This is a genomic window from Rhodopseudomonas sp. P1, from assembly GCF_039642825.1.
GTDB lineage: Bacteria > Pseudomonadota > Alphaproteobacteria > Rhizobiales > Xanthobacteraceae > Rhodopseudomonas > Rhodopseudomonas palustris_H.
Genome location: NZ_CP088006.1, coordinates 668,665 through 686,052, shown reverse-complemented (window position 1 = coordinate 686,052; position 17,388 = coordinate 668,665). Strand labels below are relative to the sequence as shown.

At 66.3% G+C, this 17,388-nt stretch carries 19 protein-coding genes and 1 other RNA gene; 11 read left to right on the top strand and 9 right to left on the bottom strand.

All coding sequences use genetic code 11. From position 1 onward, the window contains the following. Window positions 1–8: 8 nt before the first annotated feature. The 3 genes from argB to LRC39_RS03220 all read left to right on the top strand — a co-directional run bounded on the left by argB (window position 9) and on the right by LRC39_RS03220 (window position 2,709). Window positions 9–905, top strand: a complete 897-nt coding sequence (gene argB, locus LRC39_RS03230) for an acetylglutamate kinase (protein ID WP_107342826.1) — start codon at window positions 9–11, stop codon at window positions 903–905. 86 nt (window positions 906–991) lie between these two features. Beyond that, window positions 992–2,011, top strand: a complete 1,020-nt coding sequence (locus LRC39_RS03225; protein WP_430624919.1) for a DUF1036 domain-containing protein — start codon at window positions 992–994, stop codon at window positions 2,009–2,011. Beyond that, window positions 2,008–2,709: a pyrimidine 5'-nucleotidase gene (locus LRC39_RS03220; RefSeq protein WP_346296307.1), complete on the top strand. Its 702-nt coding sequence runs from the start codon at window positions 2,008–2,010 to the stop codon at window positions 2,707–2,709. The genes LRC39_RS03225 and LRC39_RS03220 overlap by 4 nt, the downstream gene beginning before the upstream one ends. 70 nt (window positions 2,710–2,779) lie before the next feature. On the opposite strand, the gene LRC39_RS03215 is transcribed toward LRC39_RS03220, so the two are convergent. Further along, on the bottom strand, window positions 2,780–3,079 hold the full coding sequence (locus tag LRC39_RS03215) for a GIY-YIG nuclease family protein (protein WP_346296306.1): 300 nt from the start codon (window positions 3,077–3,079) through the stop codon (window positions 2,780–2,782). Between the two features lie 156 nt (window positions 3,080–3,235). Between LRC39_RS03215 and dapD the strand changes: the two genes are divergently transcribed. The 3 genes from dapD to dapE are packed head-to-tail and all read left to right on the top strand — an operon-like array spanning window position 3,236 to window position 5,736. Next, window positions 3,236–4,081, top strand: coding sequence for a 2,3,4,5-tetrahydropyridine-2,6-dicarboxylate N-succinyltransferase (dapD, locus tag LRC39_RS03210; protein ID WP_346296305.1), 846 nt, complete (start codon window positions 3,236–3,238; stop codon window positions 4,079–4,081). An 18-nt stretch (window positions 4,082–4,099) separates the two neighbouring features. Further along, complete coding sequence (locus LRC39_RS03205) at window positions 4,100–4,573, top strand: DUF805 domain-containing protein (RefSeq protein WP_346296304.1); 474 nt, start codon at window positions 4,100–4,102, stop codon at window positions 4,571–4,573. Then, window positions 4,573–5,736, top strand: coding sequence for a succinyl-diaminopimelate desuccinylase (dapE, locus tag LRC39_RS03200; RefSeq protein ID WP_346296303.1), 1,164 nt, complete (start codon window positions 4,573–4,575; stop codon window positions 5,734–5,736). The genes LRC39_RS03205 and dapE overlap by 1 nt, the downstream gene beginning before the upstream one ends. 143 nt (window positions 5,737–5,879) lie before the next feature. On the opposite strand, the gene truA is transcribed toward dapE, so the two are convergent. From truA to def, 3 genes are all read right to left on the bottom strand, one after another. Next, entirely contained in the window at window positions 5,880–6,617 is a 738-nt protein-coding gene (gene truA, locus LRC39_RS03195; RefSeq protein WP_264075391.1) for a tRNA pseudouridine(38-40) synthase TruA, read from the bottom strand. Between the two features lie 112 nt (window positions 6,618–6,729). After that, window positions 6,730–7,665 (bottom strand): methionyl-tRNA formyltransferase, encoded by a 936-nt coding sequence (gene fmt, locus LRC39_RS03190; protein WP_264075390.1) that lies wholly within the window; start codon window positions 7,663–7,665, stop codon window positions 6,730–6,732. 78 nt (window positions 7,666–7,743) lie between these two features. Continuing rightward, complete coding sequence (gene def, locus LRC39_RS03185) at window positions 7,744–8,271, bottom strand: peptide deformylase (RefSeq protein ID WP_263990463.1); 528 nt, start codon at window positions 8,269–8,271, stop codon at window positions 7,744–7,746. A gap of 149 nt (window positions 8,272–8,420) precedes the next feature. Here def and LRC39_RS03180 point away from each other — a divergent pair, with 149 nt between their 5' ends. Then, complete coding sequence (locus LRC39_RS03180) at window positions 8,421–9,623, top strand: DNA recombination protein RmuC (RefSeq protein ID WP_346297467.1); 1,203 nt, start codon at window positions 8,421–8,423, stop codon at window positions 9,621–9,623. A 199-nt stretch (window positions 9,624–9,822) separates the two neighbouring features. Next, window positions 9,823–11,199, top strand: coding sequence for an AmpG family muropeptide MFS transporter (locus LRC39_RS03175; protein ID WP_346296302.1), 1,377 nt, complete (start codon window positions 9,823–9,825; stop codon window positions 11,197–11,199). Window positions 11,200–11,215: 16 nt separating this feature from the next. Here the strand turns inward: LRC39_RS03175 and LRC39_RS03170 are convergent, their stop codons facing one another. The 5 genes from LRC39_RS03170 to ffs form a co-directional block, all read right to left on the bottom strand. Beyond that, window positions 11,216–11,644 (bottom strand): hypothetical protein, encoded by a 429-nt coding sequence (locus LRC39_RS03170; protein WP_164634053.1) that lies wholly within the window; start codon window positions 11,642–11,644, stop codon window positions 11,216–11,218. Between the two features lie 19 nt (window positions 11,645–11,663). Next, a complete protein-coding gene (gene recR / locus LRC39_RS03165) occupies window positions 11,664–12,266 on the bottom strand; it encodes a recombination mediator RecR (protein ID WP_011156185.1) in 603 nt (200 codons plus the stop codon). A gap of 103 nt (window positions 12,267–12,369) precedes the next feature. Beyond that, a complete protein-coding gene (locus LRC39_RS03160; protein ID WP_164634054.1) occupies window positions 12,370–12,690 on the bottom strand; it encodes a YbaB/EbfC family nucleoid-associated protein in 321 nt (106 codons plus the stop codon). A gap of 21 nt (window positions 12,691–12,711) precedes the next feature. Then, on the bottom strand, window positions 12,712–14,583 hold the full coding sequence (locus LRC39_RS03155) for a DNA polymerase III subunit gamma/tau (protein ID WP_346296301.1): 1,872 nt from the start codon (window positions 14,581–14,583) through the stop codon (window positions 12,712–12,714). A 185-nt stretch (window positions 14,584–14,768) separates the two neighbouring features. Continuing rightward, an RNA gene (gene ffs, locus LRC39_RS03150) (signal recognition particle sRNA small type) lies at window positions 14,769–14,865 on the bottom strand. A 177-nt stretch (window positions 14,866–15,042) separates the two neighbouring features. Between ffs and LRC39_RS03145 the strand changes: the two genes are divergently transcribed. Genes LRC39_RS03145 through LRC39_RS03135 form a run of 3 tightly spaced genes read left to right on the top strand, consistent with a single transcriptional unit; the run spans window position 15,043 to window position 17,334 of the window. Beyond that, window positions 15,043–15,462 (top strand): HIT domain-containing protein, encoded by a 420-nt coding sequence (locus tag LRC39_RS03145; protein ID WP_107342812.1) that lies wholly within the window; start codon window positions 15,043–15,045, stop codon window positions 15,460–15,462. A 4-nt stretch (window positions 15,463–15,466) separates the two neighbouring features. Then, window positions 15,467–16,399, top strand: a complete 933-nt coding sequence (gene nudC, locus LRC39_RS03140; protein ID WP_346296300.1) for an NAD(+) diphosphatase — start codon at window positions 15,467–15,469, stop codon at window positions 16,397–16,399. Beyond that, on the top strand, window positions 16,396–17,334 hold the full coding sequence (locus tag LRC39_RS03135) for a sugar kinase (protein WP_346296299.1): 939 nt from the start codon (window positions 16,396–16,398) through the stop codon (window positions 17,332–17,334). Before nudC ends, LRC39_RS03135 begins: the two co-directional genes overlap by 4 nt. The last annotated feature ends 54 nt before the right edge of the window (window positions 17,335–17,388 follow it).

The following is a 17,388-nucleotide window of genomic DNA, read 5'->3' as shown; positions in this document are numbered from 1 at the left end:
ACCGCTTCATGACCGACGTGCCCGTCATCAGCCCGCTCGATCAGGCCCGGATTCTGTCCGAAGCGCTGCCGCATATGCAGCGCTACGACGAAGAAACCATCGTCATCAAATACGGCGGTCACGCCATGGGCGCCGAGGACACCGCCAAGGCGTTCGCGCGCGACATCGTGCTCCTCGAGCAGACCGCGGTGAACCCGGTGGTGGTGCACGGCGGCGGCCCGCAGATCGCGCAGATGCTGAAGCGCCTCGGCATCAAGTCGGAATTCGCCGCGGGGCTGCGTATTACCGATGCAGCCACCATCGAGATCGTCGAGATGGTACTGGCCGGCTCGATCAACAAGCAGCTCGTCGGCTACATCAACGAGGCCGGCGGCAAGGCCGTCGGACTTTGCGGCAAGGACGGCAACATGGTGTCCGCCACCAAGGCGACGCGGACCATGGTCGATCCGGATTCGCGGATCGAAGAGGTGATCGACCTCGGTTTCGTCGGCGAGCCGGAGAAGGTCGACCTGACCCTGCTCAACCAGCTGATCGGTCACGAGCTGATCCCGGTGCTGGCGCCGCTGGCGACCTCCGCGTCGGGCCAGACCTTCAACGTCAACGCCGACACCTTCGCCGGTGCCGTTGCCGGTGCGCTGCGGGCCAAGCGCCTGCTGCTGCTGACCGACGTGCCGGGCGTGCTCGACCAGAACAAGAAGCTGATCCCCGAACTGTCGATCAAGGATGCCCGCAAGCTGATCGCGGACGGCACCATCTCGGGCGGCATGATCCCCAAGGTCGAGACCTGCATCTACGCGCTCGAACAGGGCGTCGAAGGCGTCGTCATCCTCGACGGCAAGGTCCCGCACGCGGTGCTGCTCGAATTGTTCACCAACCAGGGCACCGGCACGCTGATCCACAAGTGATGCGGGGCTGCGGCGACAACATCCGTCATGGCCGGGCTCGTCCCGGCCATCCACGTCTTTCCGGCGGTTTTCTCAGCAAGACGTGGATGCCCGGCACAAGGCCGGGCATGACGGGGTGGAGATCGCGCGCCCTCGCCACCCTTGTCACCACCCTCGCCCTTGCCTCCGCCGCCCACGCCGACCTCAAGCTCTGCAACCGCATGAGCTACGTGGTCGAGACGGCGATCGGGGTCGATTCCAACGGCACCACCGCGTCGCGCGGCTGGCTGCGGATCGATCCGGCGCAATGCCGGGTCGTGGTGCAAGGCGCGCTCAATGCCGACCGCATCATGTTGAATGCCCGGGCGCTGCCGGTGTACGGCGTCTCGCCGCTGCCGCAGAACGGCACCGACCGGCTGTGCATCGCCGAGGACAATTTCGTCATCGCCGCCGCGCGGCAATGCCGCGGCGGCCAGACGCTCGCCGCCTTCACCGAGATCAAGCCCACCGACACCGAGGACGGCAACAAGATCGCGTATCTGGCCGAAGACTCCGGCTACGACGACGAACAGGCCAAGCTCGCCGCGATCCAGCGGCTGCTGGTGATCGCCGGCTACGACGCCTCGCCGATCGACGGCGTCGACGGCCCGAAGACGCAGGCCGCGCTGTCCGCCTTCCTCAAGAGCCGAGGCCTGAAGCCGGAAATCGTCGATGCGCCGGATTTCTTCGACGTGATGATCAAGGCAGTGCAGCAGCCCTCCGGCAGCGGACTGACCTGGTGCAACGACACCAAGTACAAGATCATGGCGGCCGTCGGTGAAGACGACGGCAAGACCATCACCAGCCGCGGGTGGTACGGCGTCGCGCCCGGCCAATGCCTGCGTCCCGACCTCGGCGCTCAGCCGAAGCGGGTGTTCAGCTTCGCCGAAGCGGTCGACGGCAGCGGCCGGCCGGTCACCATCAAGGGCCGTGCGCTGAACTGGGGCGGTGGCGTGACGCTGTGCACGCGCGACAGCAAGTTCGAGATCGGCGAACAGGGAGACTGCGCGGCGCGCGGCCTCGCCGCCACCGGCTTCGCGGCCGTCGATCTCAGTAGCGGCAAGACATTGAGGTTGTCCGCCCCATGATGCAACTCGGCAAACGCGGCTTCGATCACGTCGAGACCTGGGTGTTCGATCTCGACAACACGCTGTACCCGCATCACCTCAACCTATGGCAGCAGGTCGATGCGCGGATTCGCGACTTCGTCGCCAACTGGCTGAAAGTGTCGCCGGAAGAGGCCTTCCGTATCCAGAAGGACTACTACAAGCGCTACGGCACCACGATGCGCGGGATGATGACCGAGCACGGCGTTCACGCCGACGACTACCTGGCTTATGTCCACGCCATCGACCATTCGCCGCTGCAGCCGAATCCGGCGATGGGCGATGCGATCGAGCGACTGCCGGGCCGCAAGCTGATCCTGACCAACGGCTCGACCGCCCACGCCGGCAAGGTGCTGGAACGGCTCGGCATCGGCCATCATTTCGAGGCGGTGTTCGACATCATTGCGGCCGACCTCGAGCCGAAGCCGGCGCCGCAGACCTACCGCCGTTTTCTCGATCGCCATGGTGTCGACCCGGCCCGCGCCGCGATGTTCGAAGACCTCGCCCGCAACCTCACCGTGCCGCACCAGCTCGGCATGACCACCGTGCTGGTGGTGCCTGACGACAGCCAGGATGTGGTCCGCGAAGACTGGGAGCTCGAAGGCCGCGACGCCGCCCACGTCGATCACGTGACCGATGATTTGACAGGGTTTTTGGGAAAGCTGAGTCCCTCGAAGTAAGGCGCCACGCCTCCCCAGTAATGACGTCATCGCCTGCGCATGCGGGCGATCCAGTATTCCAGTGCACCAGTTAGGCAGGACCGGCGATCTCGGGGTACAGATCATTCCAATCCGGATTGTGCTGCTCGATCAGTCTGATCTTCCATTCGCGCGGCCATTTCTTCAGTCGCTTCTCGCGCCGGATCGCGTTCTCGATACTGTCGAACACTTCGAAATACACCAGCCGATCGACGCCGTAGCGCAGCGTGAAACCCTCGACCTCTTTGGATTTGTGCTCGGCTATGCGGCGGACGAGGTCATTGGTGACGCCGACGTAGATCGTCCCGCTGATCCGACTGGCCAGGATGTAGACGTAAAACTGACGCGACATCGGCGCCCTCCCACGGTCCAATGCTCTAGGATACTAGATCGCCCGGACAAGCCGGCGATGACTTGGGGGACGCGGCGGCGCCTTGACTCCGACCCGGCGAATCCGGACAACACTCCGCAAAACTCTCCCTGAAATCAGCCTCCCAAGGACCCGTCGATGCCGCTCACCGCCCTGGAATCTACCATCAACGCCGCTTTCGACGCGCGCGACACCGTTACCGCGGCAACGCAGGGCGAGATTCGTCAGGCCGTCGAGGACGCACTCGATCTGCTCGACCAGGGCAAGGTGCGGGTGGCGCAGCGCGACGACTCCGGCGCCTGGACGGTCAATCAGTGGCTGAAGAAAGCAGTGCTGCTGTCGTTCCGGCTCAACGACATGGGCGTGATCGCCGGCGGCCCGGGCGGCGCCAACTGGTGGGACAAGGTGCCGTCGAAGTTCGAGGGCTGGGGCGAGAACCGCTTCCGCGAAGCCGGCTTCCGCGCCGTGCCGGGCGCAATCGTGCGCCGCTCCGCCTTTATCGCCAAGAACGCGGTGCTGATGCCGTCTTTCGTCAATCTCGGCGCTTACGTCGATGAAAGCACCATGGTCGACACCTGGGCGACCGTCGGCTCCTGCGCCCAAATCGGCAAGCGCGTCCACATCTCCGGCGGCGCCGGCATCGGCGGCGTGCTCGAGCCGCTGCAGGCCGGCCCGGTGATCATCGAGGACGACTGCTTCATCGGCGCCCGCTCCGAAGTCGCCGAGGGCGTGATCGTGCGCAAGGGTGCCGTGCTGGCGATGGGCGTTTTCCTCGGCGCCTCGACCAAGATCGTCGACCGCGAGACCGGCGAAGTCTTCGTCGGCGAAGTGCCGGAATATGCCGTGCTGGTGCCCGGCACCCTGCCCGGCAAGCCGATGAAGAACGGCGCCCCCGGCCCGGCCACCGCCTGCGCGGTGATCGTCAAGCGCGTCGACGAGCGCACCCGCTCCAAGACCTCGATCAACGAATTGCTGCGGGACTGACACCTGTAGGAGGCGCGAATGGACTGGACCACGCTGTTCTTCAGCTTTCGAGGTCGGATCAATCGCGCCAAATACTGGCTGGTCGGACTGATCTACGTCGCCGCCTGGATGGTGTTCACAGTGCTGGCCATCGCCTGGCTCGGCGGCGTCGATCCCGAGCAGCTGTTCCGCTTCGCCGGCGGCGCGCTGCTGATCTGGTTGATCGCCATCGCACTCGGCCTTGCCGGCACCTGGTCGGGCCTGGCCACCGGCATCAAACGGCTGCACGACCGCGACAAGAGCGGCTGGTGGATCCTGCTGTTCTGGTTCGGCCCGAGCCTGCTCGGCGGCTCCAACCAGACCATGGAGGACAGCCCCGTCAGCCTGGTGCTGGCACTGATCGGGCTCGGCATCGCGATCTGGGGCTTCGTCGAACTCGGCTGCCTGCGCGGCACCCGCGGTCCTAACCAATACGGCCCGGATCCTCTGGAGCCGCAAGGCACGCCGACCTGATGACCTCGACTCCGACTGCGCTTTCGATCGCCCAAGACCTGCTGCGCTGCCCCTCGGTAACTCCGGCGGACGCCGGCGCACTCGATGTGTTGGAGACGCTGCTCAAGGGTGCAGGGTTCACCGTGCATCGCGTCACCTTCTCGGAGCCGGGCACCGCCGACATCGACAATCTTTATGCGCGGCTCGGCGACGGCGCGCCGCATCTTTGCTTTGCCGGCCACACCGATGTCGTGCCGCCAGGTGAAGCCAGCGCCTGGACTCACGGCGCCTTCGCGGGCGACGTTGCGGACGGCCTGCTGTACGGCCGCGGTGCGGTCGACATGAAGGGCGGCATCGCCTGCGCGATCGCGGCGACGCTGGACTATCTGGCGGCGATCGGCGGCAAGTCAAAGGGCTCGATCTCGTTCCTGATCACCGGCGACGAGGAAGACGTCGCGGTCAACGGCACCGTCAAGCTGCTGCAATGGGCCGCCGAGCGCGGCGAGCGATTCGATCACTGCATCGTCGGCGAGCCGAGCAATGTCGAGGCGATCGGCGACACCATCAAGATCGGCCGGCGCGGCTCGCAATCCGGTGTGCTGATCGTCGACGGCGTCCAGGGCCACGTCGCCTATCCGCACCGCGCCGCCAATCCGGTGCCGGATATCGCCAGGCTGATCACCGCGCTGAACGACGAGCCGCTCGACCATGGCTCGGCACAGTTTCAGCCGTCGAACCTGGAATTCACCTCGGTCGATGTCGGCAACACCGCCACTAACGTGATCCCGGCACAGGCGCGCGCCAAGTTCAACATTCGCTTCAACGATCACCACACCCAGGAGACGCTGAAGGCGCTGGTCGAACAGAGGCTGGCGGCCGCGTGCGCCAACCGCATCCGCGCCCGGATCGAATGGCTGCCGTCGAACGCCGACGTGTTCGTCACCAAGCCCGGCGCCTTCACCGATCTGGTCGGCGCCGCGATCGCCGAAGTGACCGGCAGCAACCCCGACCTCAACACCGGCGGCGGCACCTCGGACGCGCGCTTCATCGCCAAATACTGCCCGGTGGTCGAATTCGGCCTGGTCGGCCAGACCATGCACCAGATCGACGAACGCACGCCGGTCAGCGACCTCGACAAGCTGACCGCGATCTATCGCGGCGTGCTGGAGAGATATTTCAAGTAACAACGACCTCGCTTTGTCATTCCGGGGCGCGCGTAGCGCGAGCCCGGAATCCATACTCACTGTGAGGGGTTATGGATTCCGGGCCTGTGCCGCTTCGCGGCCCATCCCGGAATGACGAACGAGATGCTTGCGCCCCTTTGCGCTTAGTAATCCACCTGCATCAGATACAGCCCCTCCGGCGGCGCGACCGGGCCGCAGGCGGAGCGCTTACGCGCGGCGAGTGCGGCGGCGAGGTCGTCCGCGGTCCAGCGGCCTTCGCCGACCCACACCAGCGAACCGACCATCGAGCGGACCTGGCTGTGCAGGTAGGAACGGGCATTGGTGACGATATCGACAGCATCGCCGTTGCGGATCACATCGAGCACATCGAGCGTCTTCTCAGGCGACGCCGCCTGGCATTCGGTATCGCGGAACGTCGTGAAGTCGTGCTTGCCGATCAGCACCTGCGCGGCGCGGTGCATCGCGTCGGTATCGAGCGGCTTCGGCACCCGCCACACCTTGCCGATGTCGAGCGCCAGGTTGGAGCGGCGGTTGGCGATGCGGTAGCGATAATGCCGCCGCACGGCCGAGAACCGCGCTTCGAATGTGTCCGGCACAATTTCGGCCGCCAGCACAGCGACCGGGTTGGGACGCAGATGGGCGTTCAGCGCATCGCGGAGCTTGTCGGCGCGGAACGGCTTCGGAATATCGACATGCGCGACCTGCCCCAGCGCATGGACGCCGGCGTCGGTGCGGCCGGCGCCATGCACCCGCACGGCCTCGCCGCAGGTCGCCAGTACCGCGGCCTCCAGCGCGCCCTGCACCGACGGCAGGGCCGGCTGCAACTGCCAGCCACAAAACGGCGCGCCGTCATATTCGATGGTGAGTTTGTAGCGGGGCATGACCCTATTTGGTGTCATTGCCGGGCTTGACCCGGCAATCCATCGTTCAAGAGAGATTTGTTTCGAGGATGGATGCGCGGGTCAAGCCCGCGCATGACGCTGTGCAATAGGCTCAGCCAACCACTCGCACACCCTTCGCGATCGGCGTGCCGCGCAGGAAGTCCTCGGCGGTCATCGGCTGCTTGCCGGCGCGCTGCAATTGCGCGATTCGGATCGCGCCGTCGCCGCAAGCAATCGTGAGATCGTCGCCGATCACTTCGCCCGGCGTGCCGCGCTCCTCGGCGAGCGCGCAGCGCAGCACCTTGATCCGGACCGGCTGACCTTCGATCGGCAGTTCGCACCACGCGCCCGGAAACGGCGACAGGCCGTGGATGTGGCGCAGCACCGCGCGCGCTGGCTTGGCGAAATCGATCTTGGCTTCGGCCTTGTCGATCTTGGCTGCGTAGGTGACGCCGTCTTCGCTTTGTTTGGTGAGCTGCAGCCCGCCGCGCTCCAGCGCCGCCATCGCCCGCACCATCAGATCGGCGCCGAGCCGGGCGAGCTGATCGTGCACGTCGGTGACCGTCATGGCGTCGGTAATGGCGATACGCTCGGCCATCGCGACATCGCCGGTGTCCAGCCCGGCGTCCATTTTCATCACCATCACGCCGGTCTCGGCGTCGCCGGCCATGATGGCACGATTGAGCGGCGCGGCGCCGCGCCAGCGCGGCAGCAACGAACCGTGCAAATTGTAGCAACCGAGCTCGGGCGCATCGAGAATCGCCTGCGGCAGGATCATGCCATAAGCGACGACGACGGCCGCATCCGCCTCGTGGGCGCGGAAGTTCGCCAGCGCCTCATCGGTGCGCAGCGTCTTGGGCGTCAGCACGGGCGCCTGCAGCCGGTGCGCGGCTAGCGCCACCGGCGTCTCCTGCAGCTTCATGCCCCGACCGGCCGGCTTCGGCTCGCGCGTATAAACCGCGGCGATGTCGTGGCCATGAGCCGCCAGCGCCAGCAGCGTCGGTACCGCGAACTCGGGCGTTCCCATGAAGACGAGGCGAAGCGGCATGGCGTCAGAGTCCCGGACAGGTCTGGGCGACGGAGGGCCGAGCGTCGCAACGCGCCGGCCGATCACCTGCGCGAGCGCTCAGACGTATTTGATGCCGCGCTTGGCAGCCTTCTCGAACTTGCGGATCACCATCGCTCGCTTCAGCTTCGACAGGTGATCGACGAACAGCACGCCGTTGAGATGGTCGATCTCGTGCTGGATGCAGGTCGCGAACAGACCGTCCGCATCCTCTTCCTTCACGTTGCCGTCGAGGTCGGTGTAGCGGATCCGAACCGTCTTGGGCCGTTCGACCTCGGCGTAGTATTCCGGGATCGACAGACAGCCCTCCTCGTACACGTTCATGTCCGACGAGGCGCCGATGATCTCCGGATTGATGAAGGCGCGCGGATCGCTTTTGCCGTCGCCTTCCTTGCGGACGATATCCATCGTGATCAGCCGCACCGGCTCGGCGATCTGGATCGCCGCCAGCCCGATTCCGGGAGCGTCGTACATGCTCTCGAACATGTCGTCGGCGAGCTTGCGGATCTCGGTCGTCACCTCGGTGACGGGCTTGGAGATCTCGCGCAGCCGTTTGTCGGGCAGAATGATGATTTCGCGTAGGGCCATGGCGGCGATTTAAGCGGCGCCGACGTTGCGGTCAATCCGGGACCGACCGGAGCTTCTGCCACTTTCGGCGCGGCCTGCCTTAAAGGTCTGTTCAGCGTCATGTTCTATCTTCGTTCTTGATGGCTGTGCAATCTGCTACACCGGCGGCGATGGACCAGATTCTGTTCAGGCTCGGCGAAGTGCCGGTCAGCCTCGGCATGGCCGGCGCAGCTTTTGCCGCACTCACGCTGGCCCTGCTCGCGATCATCGCCGTCCTGGTGGCCCGCGGCAGCGCCGCGCGGCGGACCGCGGAGATCGATCAGCGGCTGGCGGTGTTGATGCGAGCCCAGCACGAGGCCAACGGCCGGGTCGATGCAATGGGCCGGGCGCTTGCCGGCCGTCAGGCCGAGATGGCCCGGGCGATGAGCGAACGGCTCGACAGCGTCACCCACCGGTTCGGCCAGTCGCTGACCCAATCGACCCGCTACACCATGCAGAGCCTGCAAGCGCTGCACGAGCGGCTCGGCATCATTGACCGTGCCCATGACAACCTCACCGAATTGACCGATCAGGTGACGACCCTGCGCGACGTGCTCGCCAACAAGCAGGCACGCGGCGCGTTCGGCCAGGCGCGGATGGAAACCATCGTGCAGGACGGGCTGCCGAAGGGCTCGTTCGCGTTCCAATACACGCTGTCGACCGGCAAACGGCCGGACTGCGTGGTGCTGCTGCCGGATCAGCGGCCACTGTGCATCGATGCCAAGTTTCCGCTGGAAGCGGTGACGGCGCTGCGCGAGGCGACCACCGAAGAAGCCAAAAAGGCCGCCGCGCAGCGGCTGCGCACCGACGTGATGCGCCATGTCGACGACATCGCGTCCAAATACCTGATCCCGGGCGAGACCCAGGACACCGCGCTGATGTTCGTGCCGTCGGAGTCGGTCTATGCGGAGATCCACGACGGCTTCGACGACGTGATCCAGAAGGCCTACCGAGCCCGCGTCGTGCTGGTGTCGCCGTCGCTGCTGATGCTGGCGATCCAGGTGATGCAGCAGATCCTCAAAGACGCGCGGATGCGCGACGCCGCCGATCAGATCCGCACCGAGGTGCTCAGTCTCGGTGACGATCTGGCGCGCTTGCGCGAGCGCGTTACCAAACTGCAGACCCATTTCGGCCAGGTCACCGACGACGTCCGCCAGATCCTGATCTCCGCCGACAAAATCGAGCGCCGCGCCGCTCGGATCGAGGAGCTCGACTTCACCGACCAAGCCGCCGAGTCCGCATCGGCCCCTGCCCCCGAAGCTCCGTTGGCACCCGATCGCGCCGATCTGTTCGCCTCGCGCGCCTTCAAGATTGACGAAGTCGCGCCGAGCTGAGGCCGCGCCACACAACCCGCCGTCATCGCCCGCAAATGCGGGCGACCCAGTATCCCAGAGCCTTCGTGGCTCAGCGGCGACATGGTCCAGCATGGCCTCGTGCTTCACACAAGTCATGGTGAGTACTGGTTCGCCCGGACAAGCCGGGCGATGACGGACTTTGATGCCCCGCTTCCGTCGAATCTGCTACCAACCACGCATGAATGCTCCCGATCCCGCGTCGAATCCCGAGGCGCCGTCGCAAGTAGCCGTCACCAGGCCGAGCTGGCGCGAGGCGATGGCGGTGTATTTGCGGCCGCGGGTGCTGGTGGTGCTGTTTCTTGGCTTCTCCTCCGGCCTGCCGCTGGCACTGTCCGGTTCGACGCTCCTGGTGTGGATGCGCGAATCCGGCGTCGATCTCGGCACCATCGGGCTGTTCGCGTTGGTCGGCACGCCCTACACGCTGAAATTCATCTGGGCTCCGCTGGTCGACGCGCTGCACGTGCCGCTGTTCACCCGGACGTTCGGCCGGCGCCGCGGCTGGCTGGTGTTCGCCCAGCTGCTGCTGATCGCCGCCATCCTGGTGCTGGCATTCGCGGACCCGGCGAAATCGCCGCTCTACGTCGCGATCGGCGCGTTGCTGGTTGCCACCACGTCGGCCACCCAGGACATCGTGGTCGATGCCTTCAGGGTCGAGAGTCTGCCGGAACAAGAACAGGCCGCCGGCATGGCCGCCTATGTGGCGGCGTATCGGATCGGCATGCTGGTCTCGACTGCCGGCGCGCTGTTCCTGGTCAGCGCCTACGAATCCACCGGGCGGACCCGGCTGGAATCCTGGATGTGGGGCTACGTGACGATGGCCGCGATGGTGTTGATCGGCACCGTCACGGCGCTGCTCGCCACCGAGCCGGAACAGTCGGCGCGGGCCGAAGCTGCAACCAGCGGCGAAAGCGCGTTTCGCCGCGTCACCCAGGCGGCGATCGGTGCGTTCTCCGAATTCCTCGGCCGCAAGGACGCGTTCGCGGCGCTGGCTTTCGTGGTGCTGTTCAAGTTCACCGACGCGTTCTCCGGCACCATGACGGCGCCGTTCGTGATCGACCTCGGCTTCACGCGCAACGACTATGCGGCGATCGTCAAGGGCGTCGGACTGGCCGCAACGCTGATCGGCGGCTTTGCGGGCGGCTTCGTGGCGCGGCGTTATTCGCTCGCCGCCAGCCTGTGGATCGGCGGCCTGCTGCAGGCGGTCGCCAACCTGTCGTTCTCGTGGCTCGCCGTGGTCGGCGTCGATCAATGGGCGCTGGCGCTGGCGATCAGCGCCGAGAACTTCACCAGCGCGATCGGCACGGTGATCTTCGTCGCATATCTGTCGGCGCTGTGTAAGAACCCGCTGCACACCGCCACCCAATACGCCCTGCTGACCGCACTCGCTGCGGTCGGGCGGACTTATCTGTCGTCGGGGGCGGGCTATGTGGCCAAGGCGACCGGATGGCCGGCGTTCTTCGCGATCTGCGTCGCGGTCGCGATCCCGAGCCTGTTGCTGCTGGCGTGGCTGCAGCGCCGCGGCCATTTCGCGGCGCTCGGTCCGGTGAAGGTCTGACGGATCATCCCGCCGATTACTTCAGCAGGCTCCACTTGGTCACCACGGCTTCGCTCATTTGGCCGGGCTCGTTGGCGCAACTGACCGACTCGATCTTCAGCGCAACCTGCTTGCCGCGGTGTGTCTTCAGTTGCGACGCCTGGGCATCGTCGGCCGGCACGATCTGGAAGGTCTCCGGCCCGTTCTCGAGATTGCACAAGCCTGCCGGCGCCGGCAGCCGGCGCGGCTCGCTGACGAGCTGATACACCGGCCCGTTCTTGCCCTTGGCCCGGGTCTTCAGCGCATTGAGTTCACCGCTGAGCACATCGCCGACGCGAAGCGCGGTCGGCTTCGGCAACGCCGCCTGCGTCCCGCCCTGCTGCGCATCTTGCGCGGACACCCCGGAGGCAACGAGCGTCAGGGCGAGCGCGGCAATCGTCGGAAGCGTGAAGCGTGGCTGAGTCATCAGGTCCAATCCGGTTGAGTCAGAACAAAGTGCGCTGTCGCATCGCCGCCGACAGCGTCCCTTCGTCGAGATAGTCGAGTTCGCCACCGACCGGCACGCCATGGGCGAGCCGGGTCACTTTGACGTTGGCGTCCTGCAAGAGGTCGGTGACGTAATGTGCGGTGGTCTGGCCATCGACGGTGGCGTTGAGCGCCAGAATGATCTCGGCGACGCCGGGATCATGCGCACGCTTCACCAACGCATCGATCGTCAGATCCTCGGGGCCGACGCCGTCGAGCGGCGAGAGCGTGGCCCCCAGAACGTGGTACCGGCCGTTTGTGGCAGAGGCGCGTTCGAGCGCCCACAAATCCGCAACGTCGGCCACCACCACGATGATCGAGGAATCGCGCCGGGGATCGGTGCAAACCGTGCACGGGTTCTGCGAGTCGATGTTGCCGCAGGTGCTGCAGACTTCGATCTTGTCGATCGCGACCTGCAAGGCCGAGGCGAGCGGCGCCATCAGCGCATCGCGCTTCTTGATCAGATGCAGCGCAGCGCGCCGCGCCGAGCGCGGTCCCAATCCGGGCAGCCGCGCCAGCAACTGGATCAGACGTTCGATCTCGGGGCCTGCGGCACCGGCCATCGGGACTCCGTCTCCGTGGGTTGATCAGACGCGACGACACAACGCTTCGCCACTCTCATTGCCGAGACGGGCGTCTAAGGCGCGAATCGAAAGGCGAGAAAGACTAGCCCAGGCCGAGCCCGGGCGGCAGGCCGAGGCCGCCGGTCAGCGCCTGCATCTTCTCCTGCATCGCGGCTTCCGCCTTGCGATGGGCGTCGCCATGCGCCGCCACCAGCAGATCTTCGAGCACTTCGCGCTCGTCGGGCTTGATCAGCGACGGATCGATCGAGATGCCACGCACCTCCATCTTGGCGCTCATCCGTACCTTGACGAGGCCGCCGCCCGACAGGCCCTCGACCTCGATCTGGTCGAGCTCGGCCTGCATCGCCTTCATCTTCGACTGCAGTTGGGCAGCCTGTTTCATCATGCCGAGAAAGTCAGCCATGATCGGTTTCCTTTCAGATCGCTAATCGTCGTCGTCAATTCGCTCGGAGGGATCGTCCATATCAGACTCGATCTCCACCGGCTCGGGGGCGAGGCGCCGCACGGTCAGCTTGGCGCCGGGAAATCGCGCCAACACTTCCTGGACCCGCGGATCGTTCTCCGCCGCACGCTCGCGTTCGTTCTGCTGTGCCTCGTTCTGCTTGCGCAGCGTCGGCTGGCCGGGCTCGTTGGACACGATCACGGTCCAGCGCCGACCGGTCCATTGCTCGAGCTTGCGGCCGAGATCGTTGATCAGGCTGCGCGATGCGCTGGGCTCCAGCGCCAGTTCGAGCCGTCCGTCCTCGATCCGCACCAGCCGCACGTCGGCTTCGAGCGCCAGACGGGTCATCACGTCGCGCTTCTCGGAAGCCAGTGCGACGAGCTGCGGAAACGTCGAGATCTTCAGCGCCGATGATTCGGGCTCTGGCGCCGGTGCGCTGACCGGCGAGCGCGCCGTGCTGTCGAGGCCGCCGCGCAACATGGTCGGCGCGGGCGCGGCGCTCATGGTCGGTGCGCTGCGCGGCATCGCCGCGCTGGGAGCGGACAGAGCCGGGGCCGACGTCAGCGCAGCAGACGCACCGCCGCTGCCGCCGCTGCCACCACCGCTGGCGATCGCCGGCGCATCACCGCCGCCGCTCTGCTCCAGCATCCGCAATGCTTCATCGGGCGTCGGCAGATCGGCCGCATAGGCGATCCGCACCAGCACCATCTCGGCCGCCGCGGCCGGGCGGGTCGCGCCCTGCACCTCGGCAATGCCCTTCAGCAGCATCTGCCACATCCGCGACAGCACCCGCATCGACAGCTTGGTGGCGAACTCCCGCCCGCGCACCCGCTCGGTCTCGCCGAACGCGACATTGTCGGCGATCGCCGGCACGATCTTCACGCGGGTGACGAAATTGACGAACTCGGCAAGATCGGAAAGCACCACCACCGGGTCAGCGCCGGTGTCGTACTGGTCGCGGAATTCAGCGAACGCGGCGGCGATATCTCCCCGCGCCAGCGCATCGAACAGTTCGATCACCCGGGTGCGGTCGGCGAGGCCGAGCATCTGCCGCACCGCATCGGCGCGCACCAGACCGGCCGCGTGCGCGATAGCCTGGTCGAACAAGGATAGCGAATCGCGCACCGATCCTTCGGCCGCACGGGCGATGATGCCGAGCGCTTCCGGCTCGACCTCGACGCCTTCCTTCTGGGCGATATTCGACAGGTGATTCATCAGCACGTCGGCTTCGACCCGGCGCAGGTCGAAGCGCTGGCAGCGCGACAACACCGTCACCGGCACCTTGCGGATCTCGGTGGTGGCGAACACGAATTTGGCGTGCTCCGGCGGCTCCTCCAGTGTCTTCAGGAAGGCGTTGAACGCCGCCGTCGACAGCATGTGCACTTCGTCGATGATATAGACTTTGTAGCGCGCGCTCGCCGGCGCATAGCGCACGCTGTCGTTGATCTGGCGGACATCGTCGACGCCGGTGTGCGAGGCGGCGTCCATCTCCAGCACATCCATGTGCCGGCTTTCCATGATCGCCTTGCAGTGCACGCCGTGCACCGGCATGTGGATGGTCGGGCCCTTCACCGAACCGTCCGGCAATTCGTAATTCAGCGCCCGGGCGAGGATACGCGCGGTGGTGGTCTTGCCGACACCGCGGACGCCGGTGAGAATCCAGGCTTGCGGAATACGGCCCGTATCGAACGCGTTGGAGACGGTGCGGACCACCGCTTCCTGGCCGATCAGATCATCGAAGCTGTTGGGACGATATTTCCGCGCCAGCACCCGATAGGCGCCGGCCGGCGCGCTCGCGCTGCCCGGCTGCTCGGGAGCAGCGGACGGCGTCGCGGAAAGGCCAGAGTCACTCATCGGTCGGTCCGCAATGCTGCGTTGGTGGGGCCGGATTGCGGAAGGGAGCGGGGCGGTCGCGACGGGGCAGGATCATGCGGCTGGCCCGGAACACCCCTTACACCGGACCGGCATCCGCCGGTCCTGACCCACCTTCGTCCGGCCGTGGCGCCCCGAATGCCAGGGCAGCACGGCCGAAAAATGAGGTAGGAGACTGACGAGCGACCCGATCCAGACCTCGTTAGGGCTGCTTCCTTCCGGACCTGACCCGGTTGGCGAGAGGCTCGTCCACCGCCAATCTCCCGGTCCCTATTTGGCGCCAAACCGACCCGAATGCAAGTCGCTGGTCCCGCCCTTGGACCTTCGACTAGGTGGCGCTTCCGCCGGTCCGGGCGGCTTGGTATGACTGCGAGGCGGCCTACCGGCCGTCCCCGCCACAGACAAGAGCCCACGCTCCGCTAACGGGCCGATGGAACCGCAATGTCCCCCTCCGACTGGTCGCTGAGCTCCCGGCTCGAACAAGACACCATCAATATCGGCGATCTGCCGCTCAGCCGCGTGCTGGTGATCAAGGACGCACATTACCCCTGGCTGCTGCTGGTGCCGCGCCGGCCCGACGTCAGCGAGATCATCGACCTCGACGAGGTGGCCCAGGCGCAGTTGATGACCGAGATCGCCCGCGTGAGCCGGGCGCTCAAGGAGGTCACCAAATGCGACAAGCTCAATGTCGCAGCGCTCGGCAATCTGGTGCCACAGCTTCACATCCACATCATCGCGCGGCGCTCCAGCGACGTCGCCTGGCCGCGACCGGTGTGGGGCGTGATGCCGCCGCTGGCGCACGATCCCGAAGAGGTGCAGCAGTTCATCAATCTGCTCCGCCGCAAGATCTGGCTGAGCTGAGCCGATGAGCACGCCCTTCCCGCTCGGCCAGCCCGCTTTCGTCACCCACGTGCTCGACCGCGCCGCGCATCTGCGCGGCAACGACGCCAAGCTGATGGCGATGGAGGAACGTGGCGACACCCGCGCCTTCGTGGTGCATCGCGATTCGCTGTTGGTGAAGCACGAGCCCGATGGCCCACGGGCCGAGCTGACGCTCAAAGAGGCGCTGGCACTCGGCGCCAATCCGGGCACGATCTTCCTCGGCTTGCGCAATGGTGCAGCCGTGTTCGGGATGGGGATCGGCGCCCCGGCTGCGGACAAGCTCGCCGGCCGGCCCGACGCCGGCCTCGTCGAGCTGCGCGGCCTTGCGATGCAGGGCGTGTTGCCGGTCGAGCAGCTCTCGGCGATCGCGATGGCGAAGTCGCTGGTGAACTGGCATCAGCGCCACGGCTATTGCGCCAATTGCGGCACTCGTACCGCGATGGCGCAGGGCGGCTGGAAGCGCGACTGTCCGTCCTGCAAGGCCGAGCACTTTCCGCGCACCGATCCGGTGGTGATCATGCTGGTGACGCATGGCGACCGCTGCCTGCTCGGCCGGCAGAAGCAATTCCCGGCTGGGATGTACTCGTGCCTCGCCGGCTTCGTCGAGGCGGCCGAGACGATCGAAGACGCGGTGCGCCGCGAGATCGCCGAGGAGTCCGGCATCCTGTGCACCGACGTGCGTTACTACATGACGCAGCCGTGGCCGTATCCGTCGTCGCTGATGATCGCCTGCACGGCGACCGCCACCACCGACGACATCACTGTCGATCGGACGGAACTTGAAGACGCGCGGTGGTTTTCCCGTGACGAGGCGGCGCAGATGCTGAAGCGCGAACATCCGGACGGACTGTTCGGGCCGCACCCGTTCGCGATCGCGCACCATCTGCTCGGCCGCTGGCTGGAGGGACAATCATGAGCGAGACTGCCAAACGCGCGCCGCGCGTGCTGTGCATCGGCATTCCGGTGCGTGACCTCACGTTCCGAATCGAGGCGGTGCCCGGCCGTGGCAACAAGGTGCCGGCCAGTTCGTTCGGCGAGATCTGCGGCGGCAATGCGCTCAATGCCGCGATCGGGATCGGGCGACTCGGCGGCCGGGCGGAAATGTACGGCCCGATGGGCCACGCGGACGAAGCCGCCGCCCGCTTCATCTTCGACAAGCTGGCCGAGGAAGGCATCGGCTCCAGCGGTCTCATTCATATGCCGGGGCTGGTAACGCCGATCTCCGCGGTGCTGGTCGATCCGACCGGCGAACGCACCATCGTGACGTTCCGTGACCCCGGCCTATGGAAGGTCGCGCTGCCCGACGCCGACACGCTGCTGAAGGATTGCGACGCCATCCTCACCGAAAGCCGCTGCTCCAGCTTCGTCACGCCGCTGTGCGCGGAGGCTACCCGGCGCGGCATTCCGGTGGTCGTCGACGTCGACAACGCGATGTCGATGAACGACGGACTGCTGACCGCCGCCTCGCATCTGATCTGCTCGGCGGAAGCGCTGCACGGCACCGCAGGCATCGACGACGATGCCGAGGCACTGAAGAAGCTGGCGACGCTGACTCATGCCTTCGTGGCAGTGACCCGCGGGCCGAAGGGCACACTGTGGCTCGACGACAAGCACGAGTTTCGCGAGACACCTGCGTTCCCGGTGCATTCAGTCGATACGCTCGGCGCAGGCGACATTTTCCACGGCGGCTTCACCGTGGCGTTCGGCGAGGGCCAGGACATCGCCCACGCACTGCGATTCGCCTCCGCGGCCGCGGCATTGAAATGCACCCGCCCCGGCGGCGCCTTTGCCTGCCCGAGCCGCGCGGAGGTCGACGAACTGCTGGCAAAATCGCCGGTCGGCGCGCTGTAAGTCATTCATGCTCAAATGATGGGTTGGGCGGCCTGTGCCTTAGCCCATCATTTT